This is a genomic window from Streptomyces sp. NPDC017202 (genome assembly GCF_044331705.1).
Taxonomy (GTDB): Bacteria; Actinomycetota; Actinomycetes; order Streptomycetales; family Streptomycetaceae; genus Streptomyces.
In genome coordinates this window covers 37,631-62,561 of record NZ_JBIRNP010000029.1, presented here as the reverse complement: position 1 = coordinate 62,561, position 24,931 = coordinate 37,631, and the positions used below count along the sequence as shown (strand labels likewise).

The following is a 24,931-nucleotide window of genomic DNA, read 5'->3' as shown; positions in this document are numbered from 1 at the left end:
TACGAGGATCAGGGCCCGGCACGCCGAGAGCACGCACCTGACGCCGCAGAGCCCGCCCTCCAGGCGGACGGCAGGAATTTGACGACAGGACCTAGCAGAGTTCACCGCATCGAGCGACAGATATATGCACAACTTGGTGGATCGCCGTCCGCGACCGGCGTGTTGATGGCACTCTGGCGACGAAGCACCAGTCCGGGACCGTACTCGAACCATCCGCACCGTGTCGGACTCCGGTCCCGTGGGAAAGGGACGACGTCGCCATGGCAGACCACCTGGAAGCATCCGTCACTCTGCCGAGCGATCCCGCCTCGGTGTCCACTGCCCGCACCCACGTGCTCGACACCCTCGCGCAGTGGGGCCTCCCGGCCACCGCGGAGCTGGCCGACACCGTCCGCCTGATCGTCTCCGAGCTGGCCACCAACGCCGTACAGCACACCTTCGGGCAGTCGCCCACCTTCACCGTGGACCTCGTCCTCGACCGCGACGAACGGCTGTACGTCGGCGTCACCGACAGCCACCCGCGCTTCCCCCAACGGCTGCCGGCCGCCGTCCAGCAGGACAACGGCCGAGGCATGGTGATCATCAGATGGCTGACCGCGGAGCGCGGCGGCAGGCTCCGGGTCCGCCCCACCCGCGAGGGCGGCAAGACCGTCTTCATCGAACTGCCCTGGACGGTGCCCGGCGAGCCCGTCGGCAAGGCGGCGCCGGCGACGGCGGCGGGGCAGCAGGACCTCTGACGGGCCCCAGGCGCCGCCTCGGGTCCGCGGCGTCCCTCCGGGGAGCCCTGGCTCCTTCCGGAGGGCCCTGGAATCCTCCGGGGCCCCACGGAGCCCCGCGAGGCCGCCCCGGCCCCCGTGACGCCCCTCCGGGGCCGTCCAGGCCCACGCGGCGCCCCCACGGGCGTCCAGGGCCCCGCTGCGCCCCTCGGAGGGCCGGGGGTGAGTCCCGGGGCGGTGGCGGCGCGTCAGGACGCCGCCACCGCCCCGGGAGGTCACTTGACCCGGCCGTACCAGACGCTCTTGGTCCAGATCTTCTGGAGCCTCACCACGTCCCCGGTCTTCGGGGAGTGCCAGATCTTGCCCTTACCGGCGTAGATCCCGACGTGGTAGACGTTCGACCCCGAGTGGAAGAACACCAGGTCCCCGGCCTTGCGGCTGCCGGCGGAGATGTGGCGCGTCTTGTTGTACTGCTGGGCGGCCGTGCGCGGCAGCTTCTTGCCGGCCTTCTTGAACGAGTACAGCGTCAGCCCCGAGCAGTCGAACCTGTTCGGCCCCGTGGCCCCGTACCGGTACGGGGAGCCCTTCTTGGAGGCGGCGATCTTCAGTGCCTTCGTCGCCGGGGTGGCGGCAGCGGCGTCGGACGCCACACCCGGGACCACGATCGAGCCGCCGACGGCGGCGATGGCGAACGCCGAGGCCGTACCGGCCCGGGCCATGAGGGACGGGACACGATTGAGCGCAGTCATGCGCAACCCTTCGTCAGCCGCCTGTGAAGGATGACCTGTCGGATTCGGGCTGGCGAAGTTGCCCGGCCGCTGCTGCGGCTTCACCCCAAGGGCTGCTCGGCCCGGCGCCTCCCTCTCGGGGGCGTTCGGTCCGGCGGCCCGGCTTGCTCGGGTCCTCCACTCCTGCCGGTGCACTCCTGTCGACTCGGGCATCCGGACGGCGGCAGGACTCGGCGTCCGCCCGGACCGCCCCGCCGCTTGTGGCGGGGGCTTGTCGTCAGTCAGGGATCTTGGCTCACCGATGTCCGAAAATCCCAACGGAACCGGGGATTTGTGGGGTTACTCACCACTCACCCGTTCGGGTGGACACCCTGATGTTCGATCAGATGTCAAGGTGCCACCAGGCCTCCGACCAGCACGGGAACCTCGGATTCCGCCCACTTTCGCCGCCCCCCGCGCAACTTGAGGGGTCGGGGAAGGCGGCCAACGATACGCCGAACAGGGGTACGCCGTTTGGTCCGTTTGTGTCCCGGTCCGGACGCCACGTGCTCCGCGCCCGCCGTCCGGACCGGACGGACGTGGGTCAACTGTCGGAGAGCGGCGGCACCGTGACGCGCGCCGTGCGGCGCTCCCCGTCGAGGAGGCGCAGCGCCCGCGCGAGCGTGGGCGCGTGCAGCTCGCTCTCGCCCCGCTGGTGCATCAGCGTCAGCGCGTCCCGCAGCGCGGTCGCCCGGCTCACCAGCGCCTGGGCGGCCCGCAGCCCGCCGTACGTGTCGCCGCGTCGGGCGGGATTGACGCGGCCGACCATGTCGACCACCTCCAGATAACGGTCGATCAGCTCGGCCTCGGCACGGGTCAGTGCCGGCAGCGGCGGCAGTTCGGGAAGCATCGGCGGCTCACCCCGCGTCCGGGGTGTGGCGGGCGGGCGGTCGGACCATGGGAACCCCCTCCTCAGGCATCGGTAAAAAATGTACAGGACGTACGTCACGTTAGAATGGGTTCATGGCCTACGAGATTCCGGTGACACAAGCCAGGGCTGAACTCGCCGACCTGATCAACCGGGTGGTGTACGGCGGTGAGCGCGTCGTCGTGACGCGCCACGGCAAGCCCCTCGTCGCCCTCGTCTCCGCCTCCGACCTCGAGCGGCTCGACGCGCTGGACGCGCCTGACGCCCCGGCCGGGGAGCGGGTGATCAGCTCGGTCTCGGCCGTCCGCGACGTGGCGTCCGCCTCCGGCGAGCGGCAGCGGTTCGGGATCGCGGCGGAACACCACGGTCCCGACCCCTCCTAGACACCCGCACCGGACACCCGCACCGGACGCGCGGACCGGACACCCGCACCGGACGCGCGGACCGGAGCCGCGGACCGCGGCGCACGCTGAGCCGGCGGACCGGACCCGCACCGGACCCGCACCGGGCGTGCACCGGGCGTGCACCGGGCGTGCCCCTGGCGTGCACCGGACCCGCGCATCACAGCTCGGTTAACGTCCGCGAAACGCGGTCCCATTAGCCTGCCCCTCCACGCCACCAGGTACTTTGCCCGATGGCCGCGGCAACCGGACCCCGCACGGTCCGGAGCGAGGAGGTGAGGTGGGACGTGCAACTGACCCCGCACGAGCAGGAGAGGCTGCTCATCCATGTGGCTGCCGACGTCGCCGAGAAGCGCAGGGCCCGGGGGCTCAGGCTCAACCACCCCGAGGCCGTCGCCCTGATCACCGCGCACCTCCTCGAGGGGGCGCGGGACGGCCGTACCGTCGCCGAGCTGATGGCCTCCGGCCGCACGCTGCTCACCCGTGACGACGTCATGGAGGGCATCCCCGAGATGATCCACGACGTGCAGGTCGAGGCGACCTTCCCGGACGGCACCAAGCTCGTCACCGTCCACGACCCGATCGTCTGAGGGGGCCTCGATGATTCCCGGCGAGATCCTGTTCGGGTCCGGCCCGATCGTCTACAACGCGGGCCGCGAGATCACCCGGCTCACCGTCCTCAACGCCGCCGACCGGCCCGTCCAGGTCGGCTCCCACTACCACTTCGCCGAGGCCAACCCCGGACTGGAGTTCGACCGCGCCGCCGCGCGCGGCAAGCGGCTGAACGTCGCCGCCGGCACCGCCGTGCGCTTCGAACCCGGGATCCCCGTCGACGTCGAACTCGTACCGCTCGCCGGCGCCAGGGTCGTGCCCGGTCTGCGCGGGGAGACCGGAGGTGCCCTCGATGCCTGAGATCTCGCGCGCCGCGTACGCCGACCTGTTCGGGCCGACCACCGGGGACCGCATCCGGCTCGCCGACACCGACCTGCTGATCGAGATCGAGGAGGACCGATCCGGCGGGCCGGGTCTGGCCGGTGACGAGGCCGTGTTCGGCGGCGGCAAGGTCATCCGGGAGTCCATGGGCCAGGCGCGCGCCACACGCGCGGACGGCACGCCGGACACCGTCGTCACCGGGGCCGTCGTCGTCGACCACTGGGGCATCGTCAAGGCCGACATCGGCATCCGTGACGGGCGCATCACCGGCATCGGCAAGGCCGGCAACCCCGACACCATGGACGGTGTCCACCCCGACCTGGTGATCGGGCCCGAGACCGAGGTCATCGCCGGCAACGGGCGGATCCTCACGGCCGGCGCGATCGACGCGCACGTCCACTTCATCTGCCCCCAGATCGCCGACGAGGCGCTGTCCGCGGGCGTGACCACCCTGGTCGGGGGCGGCACCGGACCGGCCGAGGGCTCGAAGGCGACCACCGTGACGCCCGGCCCCTGGCACCTGGCCCGCATGCTGGAGGCGATGGAGCAGTACCCGCTCAACGTCGGCTTCCTCGGCAAGGGCAACACCGTCTCCCACGAGGCGATGCTCTCCCAGATCCGGGGCGGTGCGCTGGGCCTGAAACTGCACGAGGACTGGGGCTCCACCCCGGCCGTCATCGACGCCTCCCTCACGGTCGCCGACCGCACCGGCATCCAGGTCGCCATCCACACCGACACGCTGAACGAGGCCGGGTTCGTGGGCGACACGCTCGCGGCGATCGCCGGCCGCGGCATCCACGCGTACCACACCGAGGGCGCCGGCGGCGGGCACGCGCCCGACATCATGACCGTCGTCTCCGAGCCGCACGTGCTGCCGAGTTCGACGAACCCGACCCGGCCGTACACCGTCAACACCGCCGAGGAACACCTCGACATGCTGATGGTCTGCCACCACCTGAACCCCGCGGTGCCGGAGGACCTCGCCTTCGCCGAGTCCCGGATCAGGCCCTCCACGATCGGCGCGGAGGACATCCTCCACGACCTCGGCGCCATCTCGATCATCTCCTCCGACAGCCAGGCGATGGGCCGGGTCGGCGAGGTCGTCCTGCGGACCTGGCAGACGGCGCACGTGATGAAGCGACGCCGGGGCGCGCTGCCCGGGGACGGCGGTGCCGACAACCACCGCGTACGCCGCTACGTCGCCAAGTACACGATCAATCCCGCGCTCGCGCAGGGGCTGGCGAGGGAGATCGGCTCCGTCGAGACCGGCAAGCTGGCCGACCTCGTCCTGTGGGAACCGGCGTTCTTCGGCGTCAAGCCGCACCTCGTCATCAAGGGCGGGCAGATCGCGTACGCGCAGATGGGCGACGCCAACGCGTCCATCCCCACCCCGCAGCCGATCCTGCCGCGTCCCATGTACGGGGCGATCGGACGGGCACCGGCGTCCAACTCGTTCAACTTCGTCGCCCCACTGGCGATCGAGGACGGGCTCCCCGAACGCCTGCACCTCGGCAAGAGGTTCGTCGCGATCGACTCCACGCGGGGCGTCACCAAGGCCGACATGCGGGAGAACGACGCCCGGCCGCGGGTCGAGGTCGACCCCGACAGCTTCGCCGTACGCATCGACGGCGAGCTGGTCGAGGCGGCACCGGCAGCCGAACTGCCCATGGCCCAGCGTTACTTCCTCTTCTGATGGGCCCGCGATGAGCAGGGCGGCACTTCTCGTCCTCGCCGACGGACGCTTCCCCGCCGGCGGGCACGCCCACTCCGGCGGAGCCGAGGAAGCGGTCAAGGCGGGCCGGATCACCGGCGCGGTGGACCTGGCGGACTTCTGCCGGGGCCGGCTGCACACGGCCGGCCTGGTGGCGGCGGCGCTGGCCGCGGCCGCGGCGGCCGGGGCCGACCCCGGCGAACTGGACGCCGCCGCCGACGCGCGGACACCGTCGCCCGCGCTGCGGGCGGCCGCCCGCCGGCTCGGCCGGCAACTGCTCCGGGCAGCGCGGGCCACCTGGCCCGATGCCGAACTCGACGCGCTGGCAAGGAAGTTCCCCAAGGGGGCACATCAGCCGGTGGTGCTCGGGCTGACGGCCCGCGCGGCGGGGCTCGAGCCCCGGGACGCGGCCTACTGCGCGGCGTACGAGAGCGTGAGCGGGCCGGCTTCGGCGGTCGTGCGGCTGCTGAGCCTCGATCCGTTCGAGGCGACGGCTGTGCTGGCGCGGATGGCCGCCGAAGTGGACGGGCTCGTCGACCGGGCGGTGGTGGCGGGCGCGGCGGTGCCGAGCGAGGGGGTGGAGGTGCTGCCCGCGGCGTCCGCGCCGTTGCTCGAGATCGGGGCGGAGGCGCACGCGGGGTGGGGCATGCGGTTGTTCGCGTCCTGAGGTTCCTCGTCCCCCCACCCCCTCCCGTCCCGGGAGCTGCGCCCAGCACCCCCCGCCGGCCTGAACGGCCTCGTCCCCGCACCCCCTCGGAGGGGAACCCCCGGACGGGCCGTGCAGCCCGGCCGGTCCCGGCCAGTCGAAAAAAGGAGCCGTACATGCATCTCGACCACGCTCACCACGGGCCCGCCGCCGTCGGTGCCGACGCCCGGCGGCCCGACGGGGCGCGCCGCGCCCTGCGGATCGGGCTCGGCGGGCCCGTCGGGTCGGGGAAGACCGCCACCGTGGCCGCGCTCTGCCGGGCGCTGCGCGACGAGCTCTCGCTGGCGGTCGTCACCAACGACATCTACACCCGCGAGGACGCCGAGTTCCTGCTGCGGGAGGCCGTGCTGCCGCCCGAGCGGATCACGGCCGTCGAGACGGGGGCCTGCCCGCACACCGCGATCCGGGACGACATCTCCGCCAACCTCGAAGCGGTGGAGGACCTGGAGGACGAGGTGGGGCCGCTGGACCTCGTCCTGGTCGAGTCCGGCGGGGACAACCTGACCGCCACCTTCTCCAAGGGGCTCGTGGACGCGCAGATCTTCGTCATCGACGTCGCCGGAGGGGACGACATCCCCCGCAAGGGCGGGCCCGGCGTCACCACCGCCGACCTCCTCGTCGTCAACAAGACCGACCTCGCGCCGTACGTCGGCTCCGACCTCACCCGGATGGCCGCCGACGCCAAGGCGCAGCGCGCCGAACTGCCCGTGGTGTTCCAGTCGTTGCGGAGCGAGGACGGCGTACGGCAGGTCGCCGCGTGGGTGCGGGAGCGGCTCGCCGCGTGGACGGCCTGACATGAGCGGTGTGCACGCCACCGCGCGGATCCGGGCCCGTGCGGACGGCCGTGGCGGCACCGCGCTGCCCGTGCTGGAGAGCGACGGGCCGCTCGCGCTGCGGCGGACCCGCGGCGACGCCGGCGAGGCCCGCGTCGTGCTGGTCGGCGCGATGAGCGGACCGCTCGGCGGCGACCGCTTCGCCGTCGAGGCGGAGGTCGGGAGCGGCGCCCGGCTGCGCGTCGGCTCGGCCGCCGCCACCATCGCCCTGCCCGGTCAGGTCAAGGACGAGGCCCGTCACACGGTACGGCTGGACATCGCCGACGGCGGCGAACTGCACTGGCTCCCGGAGCCGTTGATCTCCGCGCGGGGCAGCGACCTGTACGTCACCACCCGCGCCGACCTCGCCCCGGGCGCCCGGCTCGTCCTGCGCGAGGAGCAGGTGCTCGGCCGGGTCGGCGAGGAGCCCGGCCGGCTCAGCAGCCGGCTCGTCGTCCGGGTCGGCGGGCGTGCCGTCCTCGTCCAGGAACTGGCCTGCGGGCCGGGTGCCCCCGGCGGCTGGGACGGACCCGCCGTCCTCGCGGGACACCGCGCCGTCGGTCAGCTGGTCGTCGTGCGGCCGGAGTTCGCCGACGATCCGGTCTCCGCCCGGATGCTGGGCGACGGCGCCACGCTCGTGCCGCTGGCCGGGCCCGCCGCTCTGGTGACCGCGGTCGCGCCGGACGGCCTGCGGCTGCGGCGCGTCCTGGACGCGGCCCTCAAGTCCCTGACCTGACGACCAAGTCCCTGACCTGACGACGGTGTTCATCCGGTGAGCGGGACGTGTCTCTCCGGTTATCGGATTGGCAAAGAAGGTCAACGACACCTGTTCTCAGGGACCTCACAGCGGCAAGGATCCCGTACTGACGTTCTGAAAAGGCGAACTGAGATACGGGGAGGGTCCACTTGAGGGACATACGACCGACCGGACGGACGACGGCGCTCGGCTCGGCCGGCGCACTCGTCGCCGCGACGCTGGTGGCCGGCGCGGTCATGGCACCGACCGCGAACGCGACCGGCTCCCGGCCGGGGCAGGACCGCGAGATGCGCGGCGCCGCGATCGCCGCGGAGCGGGCCGCGAAGGCCGGCATCGACTGGCAGGACTGTCCGGCCGACTGGGGGCTGGAGAAGCCCATCCAGTGCGGCTACGTGACCGTGCCGCTCGACTACGCCCGGCCCGACGGCAAGCAGATCAAGATCGCCGTCGACCGCATCGGCAACACCGGGACGAAGGAGGAGCGCCAGGGCGCCCTCGTCTACAACCCCGGCGGCCCCGGCGGCTCCGGCCTGCGCTTCCCGCGCCGGGTCACCACCAAGGCCCCGGTCTGGGCCAACATCGCCAAGGCCTACGACTTCGTGGGCTTCGACCCGCGCGGCGTCGGCCACTCCGCGCCCATCTCCTGCGTCGACCCGCAGGAGTTCGTCAAGGCGCCCAAGGCCGACCCCGTCCCGGACACCGAGGCCGACAAGCGCGCCCAGCGCAAGCTCGCCCGCGAGTACGCCGAGGGCTGCTACGAGCGCAGCGGCGACATGCTGCCGTACATGACCACGCCGAACACCGTGCGCGACCTCGACGTCGTCCGCGCCGCCCTCGGCGAGAAGAAGCTGAACTTCCTCGGCGTCTCCTACGGCACCTACCTCGGCGCCGTCTACGGCACCCTGTTCCCGGGGCACGTGCGCCGCATGGTCGTCGACAGCGTGGTGAACCCCTCGCGGGAGAAGATCTGGTACGAGGCCAACCTCGACCAGGACGTCGCCTTCGAGGGCCGCTGGAAGGACTGGCAGGACTGGGTCGCCGCCAACGACGCGACCTTCCACCTCGGCACCACCCGTGCCGCCGTCCAGGCCAAGTGGCTCGACCTGCGCGCCACGGCCAAGAAGAGCCCCCTCGGCGGCGTCGTCGGCCCCGCCGAGCTGATCTCCTTCTTCCAGAGCGCCCCGTACTACGACTCCTCCTGGGTCCCGGTCGCCACCGTCTTCAGCAAGTACGTCGCCGGTGACACCCAGGCCCTCGTCGACGCCGCCGCCCCCGACCTGTCGGACACGGCCGGCAACGCCGCCTCCGAGAACAGCAACGCCGTCTACACGGCCGTCGAGTGCACCGACGCCAAGTGGCCCACCAGCTGGACCAAGTGGAACCGCGACAACACGCGTCTGCACCAGGACCACCCGTTCATGACCTGGGCCAACGCCTGGATGAACCTGCCGTGCGCCACCTGGCCGGTCAAGCAGCAGACCCCGGTGAACGTCAAGACCCACAAGGGCCTTCCGCCGGTGCTCATCGTGCAGTCCGAGCGGGACGCGGCCACCCCCTACGAGGGCGCCGTCGAACTGCACCAGCGCTTCAAGGGCTCCCGCCTGATCACCGAGAAGGACGCGGGCTCCCACGGCGTCACCAGCCTGGCCAACTCCTGCATCAACACCCGCGTGGACACCTACCTCCTCACGGGCGAGCTGGACACCGCGGACGTGACCTGCGCCCCGCACGCCACGCCCAAGCCGTAGGCTCCGCGACGGCTTTGCCGTAGCGGCCGACACGACAGCGAGGGGCGGCCGGATCATCCCGGCCGCCCCTCACCCGTACCGCCGTGCCCCCGTTCCGTCCCGCCGGTGTCAACGCGTGGGAAAACGAGGGAACCTGCGCGCCCTCTCCTTCGCCGCCGCCGCTTCCTCCGCCTTTACCTCGGCCGCGTACCGGTCGACGTACTCCTGCCCCGACAGCGTCAGGATCGCGTACATGATCTCGTCGGTGATCGCGCGCAGGACCGCCTTCTCGCCCTCCATGCCGGCGTAGCGGGAGAAGTCGAGGGGCTCGCCGAAGCGGATCGCCACGGGGCGGAGGCTCGGGATCTTCTTGCCGGGCGGCTGTGCCTCGAACGTGCCGATCATCGCGCAGGGCACGACGGGCACCCCGGCCTTCAGGGCCATCACCGCGACACCGACCTTGCCCTTGTAGAGGCGGCCGTCGTGCGAGCGGGTGCCCTCCGGGTAGATGCCGAGCAGCTCGTCCTCGCCCAGGACGCCGAGGCCCTCACGGATGGCGGCCCGACCCGCGTCCTTGCCGGAGCGGTCGACCGGGATCTGCCCCGCACTGCGGAAGAACGCCGCGGTCAGCCGGCCCTTCACCCCGGAGCCGGTGAAGTACTCGGCCTTCGCGAGGAACGTGATGCGCCGCTTGAGGATCGCCGGCATCAGGAAGTGGTCCGAGAACGACAGGTGGTTGCCCGCGACGATCGCCGCTCCCGACGCCGGCACGTGCTCGAGTCCCTCGATGCGGGGCCGGAACAGCAGGCGCAGGAGCGGTCCCAGCACCACGTACTTCAGGAGGTAGTAGAACAACGGGTGGCTCCTCAATCCGGCGGATCGGCTCAACCGCCGTGTCCCAGCAGGTCAACCGGCATGGTGTGGGGTGCAAGTCTAGGCGGGGCGGCGCACGCCCGGAACCCGCGCGCATCGACGCCACGAGCCGTGCGGCACAACGCTGTTGGCCGTCACAGCCGGACGATGACGAGGGCCGTGTCGTCGGTGGCGCCCCCGTGCGGCAGCAGTTCCAGCAGGACGGCGTCGGCTATCTCCTCCGGGTCGGCGTGCCGGTGACGGGTCAGGGAGCCGGCGAGCCGCGCGAGGCCGGTGTCGATGTCCTCGCGCCGCCGTTCCACCAGGCCGTCGGTGTACAGCGCCAGCAGCGCGCCCGGCGCGTAGGCGGTGGACGCCTGCGGCCGGGGCCGGGGATCGGGGCGGGCGTCGAGCGGGGGATCGGTGGCCCGGTCGAGGAACTCCACGTGGCCGTCGGGGTGCACCAGCACCGGCGGGGGATGGCCCGCGCTGCTGTAGGTGATGGTGTGGTCGTCGCAGTCGATGAACGTCGTCACCGCCGTCGCCGACTCGGCGCCGTCCACGACGTGGGCGTAGCGGCCGAGCACGTCCAGCGCCTGGGCGGGGCCCGCCGCGACCCGGGAGGCGGCGCTGAGCGCGCTGCGCAGCTGTCCCATCACGCCCGCGGCCGCCAGCCCGTGCCCGACGACGTCGCCCACCGACACCCCGATCCGGTTGCCGCCCACCAGGTCGACGAGGTCGTACCAGTCGCCGCAGACGTTGAGCGCGCCGACCGCGGGACGGTAGCGGACCGCCGCCTGGTGGCGGCCGGCCTGCCGGCGGGCGGGCAGCATCGCCTTCTGGAGAGCCAGGGCCACCTCCCGCTCGCGGGTGTGCGCCAGCCGCAGGTTCTCGTTCAGCTCCTGGAGTTCGCGCGCACGGGTGTACAGCTCGGCCTCCAGCACCCGGTCCCGGCTCCCGGCAGGGCCCCCCGACCCGCCGCCCCGGGCCCGGATCAGCTCGGTGACCTCCTCGACGCGGTGCACCAGCAGCACCACCGAACCGTCCCCGTCGCGCACGGGCGCGTTGACGGGGCTCCAGTACCGCTCCTCCCACTCGCCGGGCCGGTCCGGCGACTCCACGTCGTAGCGCTGCAGGGCCATCGCGTCGCGTTCACCGGTCGCCAGTACCCGGCGCAGCGAGGCCTCCAGGTTGCGCATGCCGCTGGCGGCGGGGTCGTGCGGGTTGTCGGGGAAGACCTCGAAGAGGTGACGGCCGACCACCTGCTCGCGCCGGCGGCCGGACATGCGCAGGAACTCCTCGTTGGCATCGGCGTACACCAGGGCCGGGGTCAGCAGCGCCACCATGCCGGGCAGGGACTGGAACACCGCCGCGTAGTCGATCGCCGAGTCCTTCATGGCCACGCCCCATCTGCCGGTATTCGGGTTATTTTCGCATGCTGTGGCCGGAGGGTCGGGTGAGGCGGGGAGTGCGTCAGACGCCGGGATCGGTGAGGGACTGCTCGGCCCAGATGATCTTTCCGTCGGGGAGGAAGCGCGTGCCCCAGCGCCGGGTCATCTGGGAGACCAGCAGCAGGCCGCGGCCGCCCTCGTCGGTGGTGCGGGGGTGGCGCAGGTGGGGAGCGGTGGCGCCGCCGTCGTGCACCTCGCAGACCAGGGTGCGCTCGCGGATCAGGCGCAGCAGGATCGGACCGTCGGCGTACCGGATGGCGTTGGTGACCAGCTCGCTGACGACCAGCTCGGTGGTGAACGACAGTTCCGCGAGGTCCCACTCCGCGAGCCGGCGGGCCGCGGCCTTGCGGGCCTCCGCGACCGCGGCCGGGTCGGCGGGCAGTTCCCACTGCGCGACCCGGTCCGCCGGCAGCCGCCGGGTACGGGCCATCAGCAGGGCCACGTCGTCGTACGGGCGGTCCGGGACCAGCAGGTCGACCACCGTCCGGCAGCGCAGGTCGAGCGACTCCGCCTGCGCCTTCAGGGCCCGCACCAACTGCTCCCGGGCGGCGTCCGGAGCCTCCCGCCCGCCCTGGGCCAGCAGTCCGTCCGTGTGCAGCGCCAGCGTGCTGCCCTCCGGCAGCAGCAGCTCGGCCGACTCGAAGGGCGGCCCGCCCGCCCCGAGCGGCGGCCCCTGCGGCAGGTCGACGAACGCGACCGTGCCGTCGGGCAGCGCGACCGCCGGGGCGGGATGCCCGGCGGCGGCCATCGCGCACCGCCCGTCGACGGGGTCGTACACCACGTACAGACACCCGGCCTCCACGGCCTGCGCCACGCCCTCCTCCGCGGCCGCCGTGCCCTCTCCCGCGTCCTCCTGCGCCGTGCGCGCCATCTGGTCGTCGAGGTGGGCGAGGACCTCGTCGGGCGGCAGCTCCAGCGCGGCGAGGGTGCGGACGGCGGTGCGCAGCCGCCCCATGGCCGCGGCGGCGTCGATGCCGTGCCCCTGCACCTCGCCCACCACGAGGGCCACGCGGGCCCCCGAGAGCGGGATGAGGTCGTACCAGTCGCCGCCGAGGCCGGTCAGCTCGTCCGCCGGCCGGTAGCAGGCGGCCACCTCGACCGCCTCCTGTTCGGGCAGCCGGTGCGGGAGCAGACTGCGCTGCAGCACCAGGGCGGCGTCCCGCTCACGGGTGTAACGGCGGGCGTTGTCCACGCAGACGCCGGCGCGTGAGACGAGGTCCTCGGCCAGCGTCACGTCGTCCTCGCAGAAGGGCTCCTGCGTGGCGCGGCGCAGGAACGCGGCCACCCCCAGGGTGGCGCCACGGGCCCGCACGGGCACGATCAGCACGCTCGCCGGCCCCTCGCCGCCCTCCGGCGCGGCGCCCAGCGGCGGAAGGTCCCGGCTCCAGTCCGCGGCTTCCGGCCAGAGCCGCTCCGCCCACCAGGTCCGCCCGGTGACCAGACAGCGGACAGCGGGGGAACCCGCCCGGTGAACCACGACGGCAGCGGGGCCGGACTCCGCCTCCCCGTCCGGCCGCGGGCCGTCCGCCGCCGACCGCTGCCCGGCCCTGCGCAGCACCATCGACCCGTCCGGCCGCGCCGCCCGTCCCACCACGGGCTCGGCCCCCCGCAGCACCGACTCCAGGAGGTCCACGGCCACGGTGTCGGCGAAACCGGGGACCACCACCTCGGCGAGTTCCTGCGCGGTCCGGGCGATGTCCAGGCTGCGGCCGATGTGCCGGCCGGCCCGGTCCAGGAGGGTGAGGCGCTGCCGGGCGCGGTGCCGGTCGGTGATGTCCACGACGGTGTAGTACACGCCCATCGGCTCGCGGTGGTCGTCGTCCAGACGGGTGAACGACAGCATGTGCGCCGTCTCGCGCAGCGGAGCGGTCCGCAGCCGCCCGACGTGCTCGTAGCCGACGACGGGCTCGCCGGTCTCCAGCACCTGCCGCATCTGCGCCTCGACCGCCTCCGCGTCGAAGCCCGGCTGGACGTCCGCCAGCCGCAGCCCCAGCCGGCTGTCGGGCGCGCCGCCGCCGAACTGGGCCAGGGCCGCGTTCGACCACACGAACCGCAGGTCCGTGTCCACGATCGCGATACCGATCGGTGAACCGGCGACCATCTGCTCCAGCACGTCACGGCTCATGCTCCAGCCGTGCGCTTCGCCCATCTCGTTCACCAGGATCAGCCAGCGCCACGGCCCGCCGGGCTCCTCCGCCGAGGTGATCCGCGCCATCACGGGCACCGGGTGCCGGTCCTTGCGGCGGGCCGACAGCAGCCCCGCCCATCCACCGGACCGACGGCACCGCTCCAGCACGTCCGGCACCCGCGCGGCGTCCCCGACCGTCAGCAGTCCGGCCAGACCCTTGCCCACCGCCTCCGCGGCCCCGTAGCCGAACAGCCGCTCGGCGTCCCTGGTCCAGCTGGTCACCACACCACGCGCGTCGAGCAGCAGGGGTACGGTGTCCGCCACGTCGAACCGCCGGCGGGCAACATCGTCCAGGTCGTGACTGCCCACGGCCGACCTCTCTGTCGCTGGGAGTCCTGATGGTCCTGTGAGTCCTCTCCCACCTCTCGACTCCATCTTCACCCCGCACCCCGAGGACGGCCTCCGGCGAGGTGACCGGGCCACGGCCCCCGGCCCCGACCGGAACCACGACGCGGACAAGGGCTCGGAACCACGCCCGGCCCCGCGTCGCACCTGCCCCACCCGCGGCCCGGCGTCCTGCCCCACGGGCGGCCCGTTGCCCGGCCCCACCCGCGGCCTGTTGCCCGGCCTCACCGGCCGGCCACGCCCGGCGCGCCCAGGCCCGCCCGGCGCACGGCCCGCCCGCGGCCCCACTCGGGAGCCGGTCGGTCCGGCCCGCCTCCGGCGGGGCGCCGCACACAGCCGCAGCACACAGCAAGCGCACGCAGTCCTCGCACGCAGCAAGCGCACGCAGTCCTCGCCCCCGGAGAACCGCCCTGCGGGCCCTCCGAGGGACTCGCCCCCGGGGAAACCCCCTCCGGGGAGGGGACCGTCCCCCCGGGGGCCAGGTGAATCCCCCGGGGGACCCCCGACTACGCCCCCAACACCCCCTCCAGCGTCCCCAGTGCCATCCGCAGCTCCTCCTCCGTGATCGTCAGGGGCGGGGCCAGCCGGATGGTGGAGCCGTGGGTGTCCTTCGCCAGAACGCCCCGCGCGAGCAGCCGTTCGCCGATCTCCCGGCCGGTGCCGATCGCCGGGTCCACGTCGACTCCCGCCCACAGCCCGCGCGCGCGGAACCCGACGACCCCCCGGCCGACCAGCGCGGCCAGTCCGTCCCGCAGGACATTCCCCAGCTCGGCCGCCCGCGCCTGGAACTCACCGGTCTCCAGCAGCGACACCACCGCCGTCCCCACCGCCGCCGCCAGCGGGTTCCCGCCGAACGTCGACCCGTGCTCACCCGGCCGCAGCACGGACAGCACCTCGCGCCGCGCCACGACGGCGGACACCGGCACGATCCCGCCGCCCAGCGCCTTGCCGAGCAGCAGCACGTCCGGGACGACCCCCTCGTGGTCGACGGCCAGCGTCCGGCCCGTACGCCCGAGCCCGGACTGGATCTCGTCGGCGACGAAGAGGCAGCCCCGGCGCCGGGTCAGCTCCCGCACCCCGGCCAGGTAGCCGTCGTCCGGGATCAGGACGCCCGCCTCGCCCTGGATCGGCTCGATCAGCACGGCCGCCGTCGTCTCGTCGACCGCCGCCTCCAGCGCCGCCAGGTCGTTGTACGGGACGATCCGGAACCCCGGCGTGAACGGCCCGAACCCGGCCCGCGCCGTCTCGTCCGTCGAGAAGCTGACGATCGTCGTCGTACGGCCGTGGAAGTTGTCCGCGGCGACCACGATGGTCGCCCGGTCGGCCGGCACCCCCTTCACGTCGTACGCCCACTTGCGGGCCACCTTGATCCCGCTCTCGACGGCCTCGGCGCCGGTGTTCATCGGCAGCACCATGTCCAGCCCGGTCAGCCGGGCGAGCCGTTCCGCGAACTCGGCGAGCCTGTCGTTGTGGAAGGCGCGGGAGGTCAGCGTCAGCCGGTCCAGCTGGCGGTGCGCGGCCTCGATCAGCAGCGGGTGGCGGTGCCCGAAGTTCAGCGCCGAGTACCCGGCCAGCATGTCGAGGTAGCGGCGGCCCTCGACGTCCTCCACCCAGGCCCCCTCGGCACGCGCGACGACCACGGGCAGCGGGTGGTAGTTGTGTGCGAGGACGGGCTCCTCGGCCCGGATCAGGTCGGCGGACGAACGCGTGCGAGCGGGTGCGGTCATGAACGGATCTCCTGGGTGCAGCACTTGATGCCACCTCCGGCCTTCTGGAACTCCGAGAGGTCGACGGGGACGGGGACGTAGCCGTGGTCGGCGAGGCGCTCGGCGAGCGCCTCGGCACGCGGCGCGATGAAGACGTTGCGGCCGTCGGAGACGGAGTTCAGCCCGAACGTCATCGCGTCGTCGCGGGTGGCGAGCACCGCGTCCGGGTAGAGCCGGGCGAGCACCTCACGGCTTCCCGGCGAGAAGGCCTCCGGGTAGTACGCGATGTTTCCGTCGGGCCCGCCGTCGAGCACGAACAGCGCCGTGTCCAGGTGGTAGAAGTGCGGGTCCACCAGCGTCAGGCTGACCACCGGGTGCCCGAAGAACTCCTGCACCTCCCGGTGGGCCTCCCGGGTGGTGCGGAACCCGGTGCCGGCCAGCATGTACCGGCCCGTCCACACTAGGTCGCCCTCGCCCTCGCAGACGGCCGCGGGCCGGTGCACGTCGAAGCCCGCCGTCCTGAACCACGTCTCGTAGTGGGTGGACTCGGCGCGCCGCTCCGGCGCGTGGAAGAGGGAGCCGAAGACGCGGCCGTCGACGACGACCGCCGAGTTCGCGGCGAAGACCATGTCGGGCAGCCCGGGGGCGGGCTCGACGGTGTCGACGGTGTGGCCGTGCGCGCGGTACGCGCTGATCAGCGCCCGCCACTGCTCGTGCGCGAGGTCGACGTCGACGGGGGAGTCGGGATGCATCCAGGGGTTGATCGCGTACTGCACCGCGAAGTGTCTGGGTTCACAGACGAGGAAGCGCCGAAGGCGCGGCACACGGCTGACGGTCACAGAGGGGTTCCTCCGCTTTTCCTGCGCGGTCGACTGGGGGTGACACCACGGTAGGAAGCGAGCGGGACGCCCGACAAGGAAGATGAGTTGCGTGTTCACGCAGGAACGCTGCGTCTTCGCCCTGCTCAGCGCACGTCTGCTGCGTCACCGGGTGCGGCGTGCGGGGCCTCGTGGGTCGCGCCCGCCTCCGGGCTCTCCGGCAGCAGGTGCGACAGCACCATCACACTGATCGTCTTGCGGATGAACGGCTCCACCCGGATGCGCTCCAGCACCTCCTCGAAGTGCTCCACGTCCCGCGCCCGCACGTGCAGCAGCGCGTCCGCGCCGCCCGTCACCGTCATCGCCGCGGTGATCTCCGGATGGTTGCGCACCACCTCCGCGAGCCGCCGCGGCGGGGCCGCCCCCTCGCAGTACACCTCCACGTACGCCTCCGTGCGCCAGCCCAGCGCCGACGGCTGCACCGTCGCCGTGAACCCGGTGATCACCCCGCTGTCCCGCAGCCGGTCCACCCGGCGCTTGACCGCCGTGGCCGACAGCCCGATCGCCGTGCCGATCTCGGCGAAGCTCGTCCTGGCGTTCGCCATCAGCGCGGTGAGGATCTTCCGGTCGAGCGCGTCGAAAGGGGCGGGGCCGCTGTTCATGAGGGCACTGTATCCAGCGGACACATCGGCACCCCGGCACGTGTCCAGCCGTCCGGATCGCCCCTACACTCCACCTTCATGCTGCGCGCCCTCGCCGTCGACGACGAACGCCCCTCGCTGGAGGAGCTGCTCTACCTGCTCTCCGCGGACCCCCGGATCGGCAGCGTGGAGGGCGCCGGTGACGCGACGGAGGCGCTGCGCCGGATCAACCGGGCCCTGGAATCCGGCCCCGAAGGCCCCGAAGCCGTCGACGTCGTCTTCCTCGACATCCAGATGCCCGGCCTCGACGGCCTCGACCTGGCCCGGCTGCTCACCGGCTTCGCCCGCCCGCCCCTGATCGTCTTCGTCACCGCCCACGAGGACTTCGCCGTGCAGGCCTTCGACCTCAAGGCCGTCGACTACGTCCTCAAGCCGGTCCGCAAGGAACGGCTCGCCGAGGCCGTCCGCCGCGCCGCCGAACTGCGCGGCACCGCCCCGCGCATCCCCGTCCACGAGCCCGACCCCGACCACATACCCGTCGAGCTGGGCGGCGTGACCCGGTTCGTGTCCGTCGACGACATCACCCACGTCGAGGCCCAGGGCGACTACGCCCGCCTGCACACCGACCGCGGCAGCCACCTCGTCCGCATCCCGCTGTCCACCCTGGAGGAGCGCTGGCGGGCCCGGGGCTTCGTCCGCATCCACCGCCGCCACCTCGTCGGCCTGCGCCACATAGGCGAACTCCGCCTGGACGCGGGCACCGTCAGCGTCGTCGTCGGCGGCGAGGAACTCCAGGTCAGCCGCCGCCACGCCCGCGAACTGCGGGACCTGCTGATGAGGAGGCCGTGACCGTGCCCCAGCAGGACCCCGCCGAGCGCCGCGTGGTCGTCACCGGCCCGCCCCGCCGCACCCTCCCGCACGCCCGGCCCCGCTCGCGCGGGCGCCACCCCCACGCCTTCGGCCACTACCGCCCGCGCACCGAGATCGACGAGCAGACGACCCTCGGCCACACCTACGTCCGCTCCCTGATGCGCACCCAGCTGCGGGCCGCGCTCACCGTGTTCGCCGTCCTCGTGCTGCTGGTCGGCCCGCTGCCCCTGCTGTTCGCGGCGATGCCCGACGCCCGCCGCCTGGAGTGGGCGGTCCTCGGCTTCGGCCTGTACGCCCCGCTGGTCCTGCTCGCCCGCTGGTACGTCCGCCGCGCCGAACGCAACGAACGCGACCTCGTCCGTCTGGTCGAGGACCGGTGAACTCCGCGTTCGCCGTCCCCGCCGTCGCCCTGGTCGTCGTGGCGACCGTCCTCGTCGGCGCCTTCGGCCTGCGCATCTCCCGCACGACCTCCGACTTCTACGTCGCCTCCCGTACCGTCGGCCCCCGCCTGAACGCGGCCGCCATCAGCGGCGAGTACCTCTCCGCGGCCTCCTTCCTCGGCATCGCCGGACTGGTCCTCGTGCAGGGCCCGGACATGCTCTGGTACCCGGTCGGCTACACCGCCGGCTATCTGGTGCTGCTCCTTTTCGTCGCCGCCCCGCTGCGCCGCTCCGGCGCCTACACCCTCCCCGACTTCGCCGAGGCCCGCCTCGCCTCCCAGGCGGTACGGCGACTGGCGGGCGCCTTCGTCGTGGGCGTCGGCTGGCTCTACCTGCTGCCCCAGCTCCAGGGCGCCGGGCTGACCCTGACCGTGCTCACCGGGGCGCCCGACTCGCTCGGCGGGCTGATCGTGGCCGTGGTCGTCACCGCGACCGTCGCCGCCGGCGGCATGCGCAGCATCACCTTCGTGCAGGCCTTCCAGTACTGGCTCAAGCTGACCGCCCTCCTCGTCCCCGCCCTGTTCCTGATCCTCGCCTGGCAGGGCGACGGCGCGCCCCGGCAGGTCTTCGAGGAGCCGCCCGCCTTCCGCGACCAGCGGGCCGTCCGGGTCGACTCCAGCCTCGACCTGACCCTGGACCGGCCCCTGACCGTGACGGTGACCGGCACGGTCGACGGCCGACGGTACGAGCGGGCCGCGCTGAGCCTGCCCGCCGGCACCCACCGCGTCGAGCGGGACACCCGCCTCACCTTCACCCCGGGCACCCCCGTCCCCACCGCCGAACGCGGCGGCAACGGCGGCATGTCCACCAGCCTCGCCGCCGGCCGCGAGGAACGCCCCCTGTACGCGACGTACGGCCTGATCCTCGCGACCTTCCTCGGCACGATGGGCCTGCCGCACGTCGTCGTCCGCTTCTACACCAGCCCGCACGGCGTCGCCGCCCGCCGCACCACCGTCGTCGTCCTCGCCCTGATCGGCGCCTTCTACCTGCTGCCGCCCGTCTACGGGGCCCTCGGCCGCCTGTACGCCCCGGAGCTGGCCCTCGCCGGCGACGCCGACGCGGCCGTCCTGCTGCTGCCCGACCGGGTGATCGGCGGACTCGGCGGCGACCTGCTCGGCGCGCTGGTCGCGGGCGGCGCCTTCGCGGCGTTCCTGTCCACCGCGTCGGGCCTGACCATGGCCGTGGCGGGCGTCCTCACCCAGGACGTCCTGCCCTCCCGCGGCGTCCGGCACTTCCGGCTCGGCACCGGTCTGGCCGTGGTCGTCCCGCTCGCCGCGAGCCTGCTGGTGGGCGGACTGCCGGTGGCCGACGCGGTGGGCCTGGCCTTCGCGGTGTCCGCGTCCTCGTTCTGCCCGCTGCTCGTCCTCGGCATCTGGTGGCGGCGGCTGACCCCGCCGGGCGCGGCCGCCGGGATGCTCGTGGGCGGCGGCTCGGCCTTCGCCGCCGTCGCCGCGACCATGGCGGGCCTGCCCGCGACGGGCGGGCTGCACGCCCTGCTGGCCTGGCCCGCCCTGTGGTCGGTCCCGCTGGGCTTCCTCACCATGATCCTGGTCTCGCTGGCGACCCCGGGCCGCGTCCCGGCCGGCACGGCGTCCATCCTGGCCCGCTTCCACCTCCCCGAGGAGCTGCGGGCCGCGGAGGTCAAGGCATGAGCGGCTTCCTGGCGGGCCTGTGCATCGCGATCCTGCCCTTCCTCGCGGCCGGTTTCTGGCTGGGCCGCCGCACCGCCCGCCCGCAGAGCCTCGGCGACCTCGGCACCCCCGTCGAGCACGCCACCTTCCAGACCCTGCACACCGCCTCCCTCGCCGCCCCGCCCCTGCGCGCCGGCCTCACGGAGGAGACGGCCCGCAGGTCCGCCGGCCGGCTGCGCACCCTGCTCGGCACGGACGCCCTCTGCCTGACCGACCGCGAGCACCTCCTGGCCTGGGACGGGGTGGGCGCCCACCACCGCACGGAGATCATGGCCCGGCTGTCCGGCCCGCTGGACACCGGCCGCGGCGAGGCCTTCCCTCTCACCTGCGACGCCCCCGACTGCCCGGTCCGCTGGGCCGTCCTCACCCCGCTCACCGTCGACGACCGGGTGCACGGCGTCCTCGTCGTCTGCGCGCCCCGCGAGTCCGCCGTCCTGGTCCGGGCCGCGGGGGAGGTGGCCCGCTGGGTGAGCGTCCAGCTGGAGCTCGCCGACCTCGACGACTCCCGCACCCGCCTCATCGAGGCCGAGATCAAGGCCCTGCGCGCCCAGATCTCCCCGCACTTCGTCTTCAACTCGCTCGCGGTGATCGCCTCGTTCGTCCGCACCGACCCCGAGCGGGCCCGCGAGCTGCTCCTGGAGTTCGCCGACTTCACCCGCTACTCGTTCCGCCGGCACGGCGACTTCACCACCCTCGCCGACGAGCTGCACGCCATCGACCAGTACCTGGCGTTGGTGCGGGCCCGCTTCGGCGACCGCCTCTCCGTCACCCTCCAGATAGCCCCGGAGGTCCTCCCGGTGGCCCTGCCCTTCCTCTGCCTCCAGCCCCTGGTGGAGAACGCCGTCAAGCACGGCCTGGAGGGCAAGGCCGACAAGTGCCACATCCAGATCACCGCGCGGGACGCCGGCGCCGAGGCCCTGGTCGTCATCGAGGACGACGGCGCGGGCATGGACCCCGTCCTGCTGAGCCGCATCCTGGCCGCCGGGGTCAGCCCGTCCGGCGGCATCGGGCTGTCCAACGTCGACGACCGGCTCCGCCAGGTGTACGGCGACGACCACGGCCTCGTGATCGAGACCGCGCCCGGCGCGGGCATGAAGGTCAGCGCCCGGCTGCCGAAGTACCAGCCGGGCGTCCATTAGGCCCTGTCGCACCCCGGGGTGCGCCGCCCGGCGCTCACGGCGTGCGCGTGGCGACCATCGCGAGCGTGATCAGCCCCAGCACGACCCAGCCGAACCACAGCCAGCCGTTGCTGCCGAGAGCCACCGTGTAGGCCGTCACCACGACGAGGCCGCCGATGGTGAGCACCCCCATGGTCTTCGTGGAACCGTCCGCCGAACCGTGCGTGGAACCGGGCATCGCGACACCCTCCTCCGGCACACCCCCCACAGGGTGTGTCTGCCTCCATGGTGCCCCGGTTCCGGCCCTTCAGCCCCGGCGACGGCTCAACCGCGGCCGTCCAGCGAGGCCAGATAGGCGTTGTACGCCTCCAGCTCCTTGTCGCCGTCCCGGTCGGCCGCCCGGTCCTGGCGCTTGGCCTGGCGCTGCTCGGAGCCGTACCACTGGAACAGCAGGGCGATCAGCACCAGCACCGACGGGATCTCGCTGAACGCCCAGGCGATGCCGCCGGCCGCGTTCTGGTCGGAGAGGGCGTCGATGCCGAGGGAGGCGGGCGGGTTGCGGAACGTCTCGACCATCGGCGTGGACGCCATCATCAGCGCGATGCCGAAGAACGCGTGGAAGGGCATCCCGGCGAACAGCTCCAGCATGCGCATCAGGTAGCCGGGCCGGTTCGGGCCCGGGTCCACGCCCATGATCGGCCAGAAGAACACCACGCCGACGGCGAGGAAGTGCACCATCATCGCGGCGTGCCCCGTCCTCGACCCCATCAGGAAGTCGAAGAGCGGCGTGAAGTACAGCGCGTACAGGCTGGCGATGAACATCGGAATGGTGAACGCGGGATGCGTGACGATCCGCATGTACCGGCTGTGCAGCAGCATCAGCAGCAGCTCACGCGGCCCCTTGCGGCCCCGGCCCGCGGTGGGCAGGGCGCGCAGCGCCAGGGTGACCGGGGCGCCGAGCAGGATCAGGATCGGCGACAGCATGCTGATCACCATGTGCTGCACCATGTGCACGCTGAACATGACCATGCCGTAGTCGTTCAGCCCGGTGCACGTCACCAGCATGATCGTCAGCACACCGGTGACGTACGCCACCGTCCGTCCCGCGGACCACGTGTCCCCGCGCCGCCGCAGCCGGACGACCCCCCAGGCGTACAGCCCGAGGGCGGCCAGACAGGCGACGAGGAAGAACGGGTCCGCCGACCACTGGAGACCCCGCCCCAGCGTGAACGGCGGCAGATCCATCGTCATGCCGTGCCCGCTGTGATCCATCCGCCGGCTCCTGATTCGTGGGGGGTTGTACGTTTCCTGCCGCCCCAAGAGTAGAACTGCCCCCGGTCGCGATCACGACCGGGGGCAGGACAGCGGGCTCGCCGGGGACGCGAGGCCCCGCAGGACGGCTACAGCACGCACTCCGCCTCGGCGTACCGGTCCGAGGGGACCGTCTTCAGCGTCTCGACGGCCTCCGCCAGCTCCACCATCACGATGTCCGTCCCCCGCAGGGCCGTCATCCGGCCGAACTCGCCCCGGTGCACGGCCTCCACCGCGTGCCATCCGAACCGGGTGGCCAGGACGCGGTCGTACGCGGTGGGCGTGCCGCCCCGCTGCACGTGTCCGAGGATCACCGGACGGGCCTCCTTGCCGAGGCGCTGTTCCAGCTCGACGGACAGCTGGCGCGCGATCCCGGCGAACCGCTCGTGCCCGTAGATGTCCTTGCCGCCCTCGTCGAAGGCCATGGAGCCGGGCGCGGGCTTGGCGCCCTCCGCGGCCACGACGATCGCGAACCGCTTCCCCGCCGCGAACCGCTCGCCGACCCGCCGGGTCAGCTCCTCGATGTCGAAGGGGCGTTCCGGTACGACGATGGCGTGGGCGCCGGCCGCCATGCCGGAGTGCAGCGCTATCCAGCCGGTGTGCCGCCCCATGACCTCGACGACGAGGACCCGCTGGTGGGACTCGGCGGTGGTCTTGAGCCGGTCGAGCGCCTCGGTGGCGACGCCCACCGCGGTGTCGAAGCCGAAGGTGACGTCGGTGACGGCGATGTCGTTGTCGATGGTCTTCGGCACGCCCACGATCGGCAGGCCGCTGTCCGACATCAGGCGGGCCGCCTTGAGCGTGCCCTCACCGCCGATCGGGATGACGGCGTCGAGGCCGAGCTCCTCGACGTGTCCGCGGGCCCGCTCCACGCCGTCCCTCAGCTGCGAGGGCTGGACGCGGGAGGAGCCGAGGATGGTGCCGCCGCGGGCCAGGATGCCGCCCACCGCGTCGAGGTCGAGCTTGAGGTAGTCGCACTCCAGGAGGCCCTTCCAGCCGTCCCGGAAGCCGATGACCTCGTCGCCGTGGTCGACGACGGCGCGGTGCACGACGGACCGGATGACGGCGTTCAGGCCGGGGCAGTCGCCGCCGGACGTGAGGACACCAATGCGCATAGCCCGAACAACCTTCTCCACGTGGGCCGGATCCGGACCGCGTCGTCCGGCTCGATCCCCGCCACCCTAGCGGCAGGAGGGGGCGGGGCCGAAGCACACGTCCGCCTGCTGGACGCACCCGCTCACCTGTGCGGACGCACCGTCATCCGGGCTGCTGACGGCACCCCGGAGATCGGGTGGACACACAGGTCGTGCGGGTTCCCGCGAGCGTTTGCCGAGCGCCCGCGGAGCGCCTGCTAGGCGGGCTGCTGCGCGGCCGCGATGCGCTCGTTGCGCAGGGCCTCGTACCAGCGGTCGTCGGTCGGCGGGAGCGCGTTCACGTCGAGCGCCAGCTTCAGCAGCAGGTCCGCGATGAGCGGGTTGCGGGCGAGCACCGGACCGTGCATGTAGGTGCCGAAGACGGTGTCGTTGTACGCGCCCTCGGTGCCGTCGCCGGTGCCGTTGCCCTTGCCGATCTGGACGCGGGCGAGCGGGCGGGCGGTCGGGCCGAGGTGGGTGATGCCCTGGTGGTTCTCGAAACCGGTGAGCGAGGGCAGTCCGAGGCGCGGGTCGATGTCCGCGAGGACGTCGCCGACGCACCGCTCGCCCTCACCACGGGTGGTGGTGACGTCCAGCAGACCGAGACCCGGCTCGCGCTGACCGAGGTCGTTGACGAACTCGTGGCCCAGGATCTGGTAGCCGGCGCACACCGCGAACACGATCGCGCCGTTCTGCACCGCCTGGTACAGGTGCCCGTCGCGCCGCAGCCGCTCGGCCGCGAGCCGCTGCGGCCGGTCCTCGCCGCCGCCGATGAGGTAGATGTCGCCGGAGGTGGGGATCGGCTGGTCGCTGCGCACGTCCAGCCGCGCCACGTCCAGGCCGCGCTGCCGCGCCCGCCGCTCCACGACCAGGACGTTGCCCTGGTCGCCGTAGGTGCTGAGCAGGTCCGGGTACACCCAGACGACCCGCAGTTGGTTGTCGTTCATCACGGTGATGTATCCCTCGGGG

At 73.1% G+C, this 24,931-nt stretch carries 25 protein-coding genes; 13 read left to right on the top strand and 12 right to left on the bottom strand.

Features of this window, described 5'->3' with window-relative positions; all coding sequences use genetic code 11:
• Window positions 1-260: 260 nt before the first annotated feature.
• Window positions 261-737 (top strand): ATP-binding protein, encoded by a 477-nt coding sequence (locus ACH4N1_RS32885; RefSeq protein ID WP_398103698.1) that lies wholly within the window; start codon window positions 261-263, stop codon window positions 735-737.
• 254 nt (window positions 738-991) lie between these two features.
• Here the strand turns inward: ACH4N1_RS32885 and ACH4N1_RS32880 are convergent, their stop codons facing one another.
• Window positions 992-1,465, bottom strand: a complete 474-nt coding sequence (locus ACH4N1_RS32880; RefSeq protein ID WP_363089822.1) for a C40 family peptidase — start codon at window positions 1,463-1,465, stop codon at window positions 992-994.
• A gap of 562 nt (window positions 1,466-2,027) precedes the next feature.
• Entirely contained in the window at window positions 2,028-2,333 is a 306-nt protein-coding gene (locus ACH4N1_RS32875) for a hypothetical protein (protein WP_398103694.1), read from the bottom strand.
• 113 nt (window positions 2,334-2,446) lie between these two features.
• On the opposite strand from ACH4N1_RS32875, the gene ACH4N1_RS32870 reads away from it, so the two are divergent.
• The 8 genes from ACH4N1_RS32870 (at window position 2,447) to ACH4N1_RS32835 (ending at window position 9,419) form a co-directional block, all read left to right on the top strand.
• Window positions 2,447-2,734, top strand: coding sequence for a type II toxin-antitoxin system Phd/YefM family antitoxin (locus ACH4N1_RS32870; protein WP_398103691.1), 288 nt, complete (start codon window positions 2,447-2,449; stop codon window positions 2,732-2,734).
• A 305-nt stretch (window positions 2,735-3,039) separates the two neighbouring features.
• Window positions 3,040-3,342, top strand: coding sequence for an urease subunit gamma (locus ACH4N1_RS32865; RefSeq protein WP_398103688.1), 303 nt, complete (start codon window positions 3,040-3,042; stop codon window positions 3,340-3,342).
• A gap of 10 nt (window positions 3,343-3,352) precedes the next feature.
• Window positions 3,353-3,664, top strand: a complete 312-nt coding sequence (locus ACH4N1_RS32860) for an urease subunit beta (protein WP_363089818.1) — start codon at window positions 3,353-3,355, stop codon at window positions 3,662-3,664.
• On the top strand, window positions 3,657-5,378 hold the full coding sequence (locus tag ACH4N1_RS32855) for an urease subunit alpha (RefSeq protein WP_398103684.1): 1,722 nt from the start codon (window positions 3,657-3,659) through the stop codon (window positions 5,376-5,378). Before ACH4N1_RS32860 ends, ACH4N1_RS32855 begins: the two co-directional genes overlap by 8 nt.
• A 10-nt stretch (window positions 5,379-5,388) precedes the next feature.
• The gene (locus ACH4N1_RS32850) at window positions 5,389-6,063 is read left to right on the top strand and encodes an urease accessory protein UreF (RefSeq protein WP_398103681.1); all 675 of its coding nucleotides are present in this window, start codon (window positions 5,389-5,391) and stop codon (window positions 6,061-6,063) included.
• A 155-nt stretch (window positions 6,064-6,218) separates the two neighbouring features.
• Window positions 6,219-6,896 (top strand): urease accessory protein UreG, encoded by a 678-nt coding sequence (gene ureG / locus ACH4N1_RS32845; RefSeq protein WP_398103678.1) that lies wholly within the window; start codon window positions 6,219-6,221, stop codon window positions 6,894-6,896.
• 1 nt (window position 6,897) lies between these two features.
• Window positions 6,898-7,650, top strand: a complete 753-nt coding sequence (locus tag ACH4N1_RS32840; protein WP_398103675.1) for an urease accessory protein UreD — start codon at window positions 6,898-6,900, stop codon at window positions 7,648-7,650.
• A 170-nt stretch (window positions 7,651-7,820) separates the two neighbouring features.
• The gene (locus tag ACH4N1_RS32835) at window positions 7,821-9,419 is read left to right on the top strand and encodes an alpha/beta hydrolase (RefSeq protein WP_398103672.1); all 1,599 of its coding nucleotides are present in this window, start codon (window positions 7,821-7,823) and stop codon (window positions 9,417-9,419) included.
• 108 nt (window positions 9,420-9,527) lie between these two features.
• Here the strand turns inward: ACH4N1_RS32835 and ACH4N1_RS32830 are convergent, their stop codons facing one another.
• The 6 genes from ACH4N1_RS32830 to ACH4N1_RS32805 all read right to left on the bottom strand — a co-directional run bounded on the left by ACH4N1_RS32830 (window position 9,528) and on the right by ACH4N1_RS32805 (window position 17,420).
• Complete coding sequence (locus tag ACH4N1_RS32830; RefSeq protein ID WP_398103670.1) at window positions 9,528-10,253, bottom strand: lysophospholipid acyltransferase family protein; 726 nt, start codon at window positions 10,251-10,253, stop codon at window positions 9,528-9,530.
• Between the two features lie 152 nt (window positions 10,254-10,405).
• Window positions 10,406-11,647, bottom strand: a complete 1,242-nt coding sequence (locus ACH4N1_RS32825; protein WP_398103668.1) for a PP2C family protein-serine/threonine phosphatase — start codon at window positions 11,645-11,647, stop codon at window positions 10,406-10,408.
• 76 nt (window positions 11,648-11,723) lie between these two features.
• On the bottom strand, window positions 11,724-14,198 hold the full coding sequence (locus ACH4N1_RS32820) for a SpoIIE family protein phosphatase (protein ID WP_398103665.1): 2,475 nt from the start codon (window positions 14,196-14,198) through the stop codon (window positions 11,724-11,726).
• Between the two features lie 542 nt (window positions 14,199-14,740).
• The gene (gene rocD, locus ACH4N1_RS32815) at window positions 14,741-15,961 is read right to left on the bottom strand and encodes an ornithine--oxo-acid transaminase (protein WP_398103662.1); all 1,221 of its coding nucleotides are present in this window, start codon (window positions 15,959-15,961) and stop codon (window positions 14,741-14,743) included.
• Window positions 15,958-16,779: a dimethylargininase gene (gene ddaH / locus ACH4N1_RS32810; RefSeq protein WP_398103659.1), complete on the bottom strand. Its 822-nt coding sequence runs from the start codon at window positions 16,777-16,779 to the stop codon at window positions 15,958-15,960. Before ddaH ends, rocD begins: the two co-directional genes overlap by 4 nt.
• Before the next feature lie 125 nt (window positions 16,780-16,904).
• On the bottom strand, window positions 16,905-17,420 hold the full coding sequence (locus tag ACH4N1_RS32805) for an Lrp/AsnC family transcriptional regulator (protein WP_382782717.1): 516 nt from the start codon (window positions 17,418-17,420) through the stop codon (window positions 16,905-16,907).
• A 78-nt stretch (window positions 17,421-17,498) separates the two neighbouring features.
• Between ACH4N1_RS32805 and ACH4N1_RS32800 the strand changes: the two genes are divergently transcribed.
• The 4 genes from ACH4N1_RS32800 to ACH4N1_RS32785 are packed head-to-tail and all read left to right on the top strand — an operon-like array spanning window position 17,499 to window position 21,539.
• The gene (locus tag ACH4N1_RS32800) at window positions 17,499-18,248 is read left to right on the top strand and encodes a LytR/AlgR family response regulator transcription factor (protein WP_398103655.1); all 750 of its coding nucleotides are present in this window, start codon (window positions 17,499-17,501) and stop codon (window positions 18,246-18,248) included.
• Window positions 18,249-18,250: 2 nt separating this feature from the next.
• The gene (locus ACH4N1_RS32795) at window positions 18,251-18,649 is read left to right on the top strand and encodes a hypothetical protein (RefSeq protein WP_398103652.1); all 399 of its coding nucleotides are present in this window, start codon (window positions 18,251-18,253) and stop codon (window positions 18,647-18,649) included.
• Window positions 18,646-20,361 (top strand): cation acetate symporter, encoded by a 1,716-nt coding sequence (locus ACH4N1_RS32790; protein ID WP_398103649.1) that lies wholly within the window; start codon window positions 18,646-18,648, stop codon window positions 20,359-20,361. The genes ACH4N1_RS32795 and ACH4N1_RS32790 overlap by 4 nt, the downstream gene beginning before the upstream one ends.
• Window positions 20,358-21,539 (top strand): sensor histidine kinase, encoded by a 1,182-nt coding sequence (locus ACH4N1_RS32785; RefSeq protein WP_398103646.1) that lies wholly within the window; start codon window positions 20,358-20,360, stop codon window positions 21,537-21,539. The genes ACH4N1_RS32790 and ACH4N1_RS32785 overlap by 4 nt, the downstream gene beginning before the upstream one ends.
• Before the next feature lie 34 nt (window positions 21,540-21,573).
• Here the strand turns inward: ACH4N1_RS32785 and ACH4N1_RS32780 are convergent, their stop codons facing one another.
• The 4 genes from ACH4N1_RS32780 to ACH4N1_RS32765 all read right to left on the bottom strand — a co-directional run bounded on the left by ACH4N1_RS32780 (window position 21,574) and on the right by ACH4N1_RS32765 (window position 24,909).
• Window positions 21,574-21,756, bottom strand: a complete 183-nt coding sequence (locus ACH4N1_RS32780; protein ID WP_398103643.1) for a hypothetical protein — start codon at window positions 21,754-21,756, stop codon at window positions 21,574-21,576.
• 86 nt (window positions 21,757-21,842) lie between these two features.
• Window positions 21,843-22,790 carry a cytochrome c oxidase assembly protein gene (locus ACH4N1_RS32775; protein ID WP_398103640.1) on the bottom strand — a complete coding sequence of 316 codons (948 nt, stop codon included), beginning with the start codon at window positions 22,788-22,790 and terminating at the stop codon, window positions 21,843-21,845.
• Window positions 22,791-22,918: 128 nt separating this feature from the next.
• Window positions 22,919-23,944, bottom strand: a complete 1,026-nt coding sequence (locus ACH4N1_RS32770) for a 6-phosphofructokinase (RefSeq protein WP_366062130.1) — start codon at window positions 23,942-23,944, stop codon at window positions 22,919-22,921.
• 236 nt (window positions 23,945-24,180) lie between these two features.
• Window positions 24,181-24,909, bottom strand: coding sequence for a type 1 glutamine amidotransferase (locus tag ACH4N1_RS32765; RefSeq protein WP_398103637.1), 729 nt, complete (start codon window positions 24,907-24,909; stop codon window positions 24,181-24,183).
• Window positions 24,910-24,931 lie beyond the last annotated feature (22 nt).

What these genes read in the sequence shown, in the direction of transcription:
- ureG (WP_398103678.1), top strand. Translation starts at nt 6,219, where the DNA reads ATGCATCTCGACCACGCTCACCACGGGCCCGCCGCCGTCGGTGCCGAC.
- ACH4N1_RS32855 (WP_398103684.1), top strand. Translation starts at nt 3,657, where the DNA reads ATGCCTGAGATCTCGCGCGCCGCGTACGCCGACCTGTTCGGGCCGACC.
- ACH4N1_RS32850 (WP_398103681.1), top strand. Translation starts at nt 5,389, where the DNA reads ATGAGCAGGGCGGCACTTCTCGTCCTCGCCGACGGACGCTTCCCCGCC.
- ACH4N1_RS32785 (WP_398103646.1), top strand. Translation starts at nt 20,358, where the DNA reads ATGAGCGGCTTCCTGGCGGGCCTGTGCATCGCGATCCTGCCCTTCCTC.
- ACH4N1_RS32825 (WP_398103668.1), bottom strand. Translation starts at nt 11,647, where the DNA reads ATGAAGGACTCGGCGATCGACTACGCGGCGGTGTTCCAGTCCCTGCCC.
- ACH4N1_RS32775 (WP_398103640.1), bottom strand. Translation starts at nt 22,790, where the DNA reads ATGGATCACAGCGGGCACGGCATGACGATGGATCTGCCGCCGTTCACG.
- ACH4N1_RS32860 (WP_363089818.1), top strand. Translation starts at nt 3,353, where the DNA reads ATGATTCCCGGCGAGATCCTGTTCGGGTCCGGCCCGATCGTCTACAAC.
- rocD (WP_398103662.1), bottom strand. Translation starts at nt 15,961, where the DNA reads ATGACCGCACCCGCTCGCACGCGTTCGTCCGCCGACCTGATCCGGGCC.
- ACH4N1_RS32765 (WP_398103637.1), bottom strand. Translation starts at nt 24,909, where the DNA reads ATGAACGACAACCAACTGCGGGTCGTCTGGGTGTACCCGGACCTGCTC.
- ACH4N1_RS32875 (WP_398103694.1), bottom strand. Translation starts at nt 2,333, where the DNA reads ATGCTTCCCGAACTGCCGCCGCTGCCGGCACTGACCCGTGCCGAGGCC.
- ACH4N1_RS32885 (WP_398103698.1), top strand. Translation starts at nt 261, where the DNA reads ATGGCAGACCACCTGGAAGCATCCGTCACTCTGCCGAGCGATCCCGCC.
- ACH4N1_RS32880 (WP_363089822.1), bottom strand. Translation starts at nt 1,465, where the DNA reads ATGACTGCGCTCAATCGTGTCCCGTCCCTCATGGCCCGGGCCGGTACG.
- ACH4N1_RS32800 (WP_398103655.1), top strand. Translation starts at nt 17,499, where the DNA reads ATGCTGCGCGCCCTCGCCGTCGACGACGAACGCCCCTCGCTGGAGGAG.
- ACH4N1_RS32770 (WP_366062130.1), bottom strand. Translation starts at nt 23,944, where the DNA reads ATGCGCATTGGTGTCCTCACGTCCGGCGGCGACTGCCCCGGCCTGAAC.
- ACH4N1_RS32870 (WP_398103691.1), top strand. Translation starts at nt 2,447, where the DNA reads ATGGCCTACGAGATTCCGGTGACACAAGCCAGGGCTGAACTCGCCGAC.
- ACH4N1_RS32805 (WP_382782717.1), bottom strand. Translation starts at nt 17,420, where the DNA reads ATGAACAGCGGCCCCGCCCCTTTCGACGCGCTCGACCGGAAGATCCTC.
- ACH4N1_RS32840 (WP_398103675.1), top strand. Translation starts at nt 6,898, where the DNA reads ATGAGCGGTGTGCACGCCACCGCGCGGATCCGGGCCCGTGCGGACGGC.
- ACH4N1_RS32780 (WP_398103643.1), bottom strand. Translation starts at nt 21,756, where the DNA reads ATGCCCGGTTCCACGCACGGTTCGGCGGACGGTTCCACGAAGACCATG.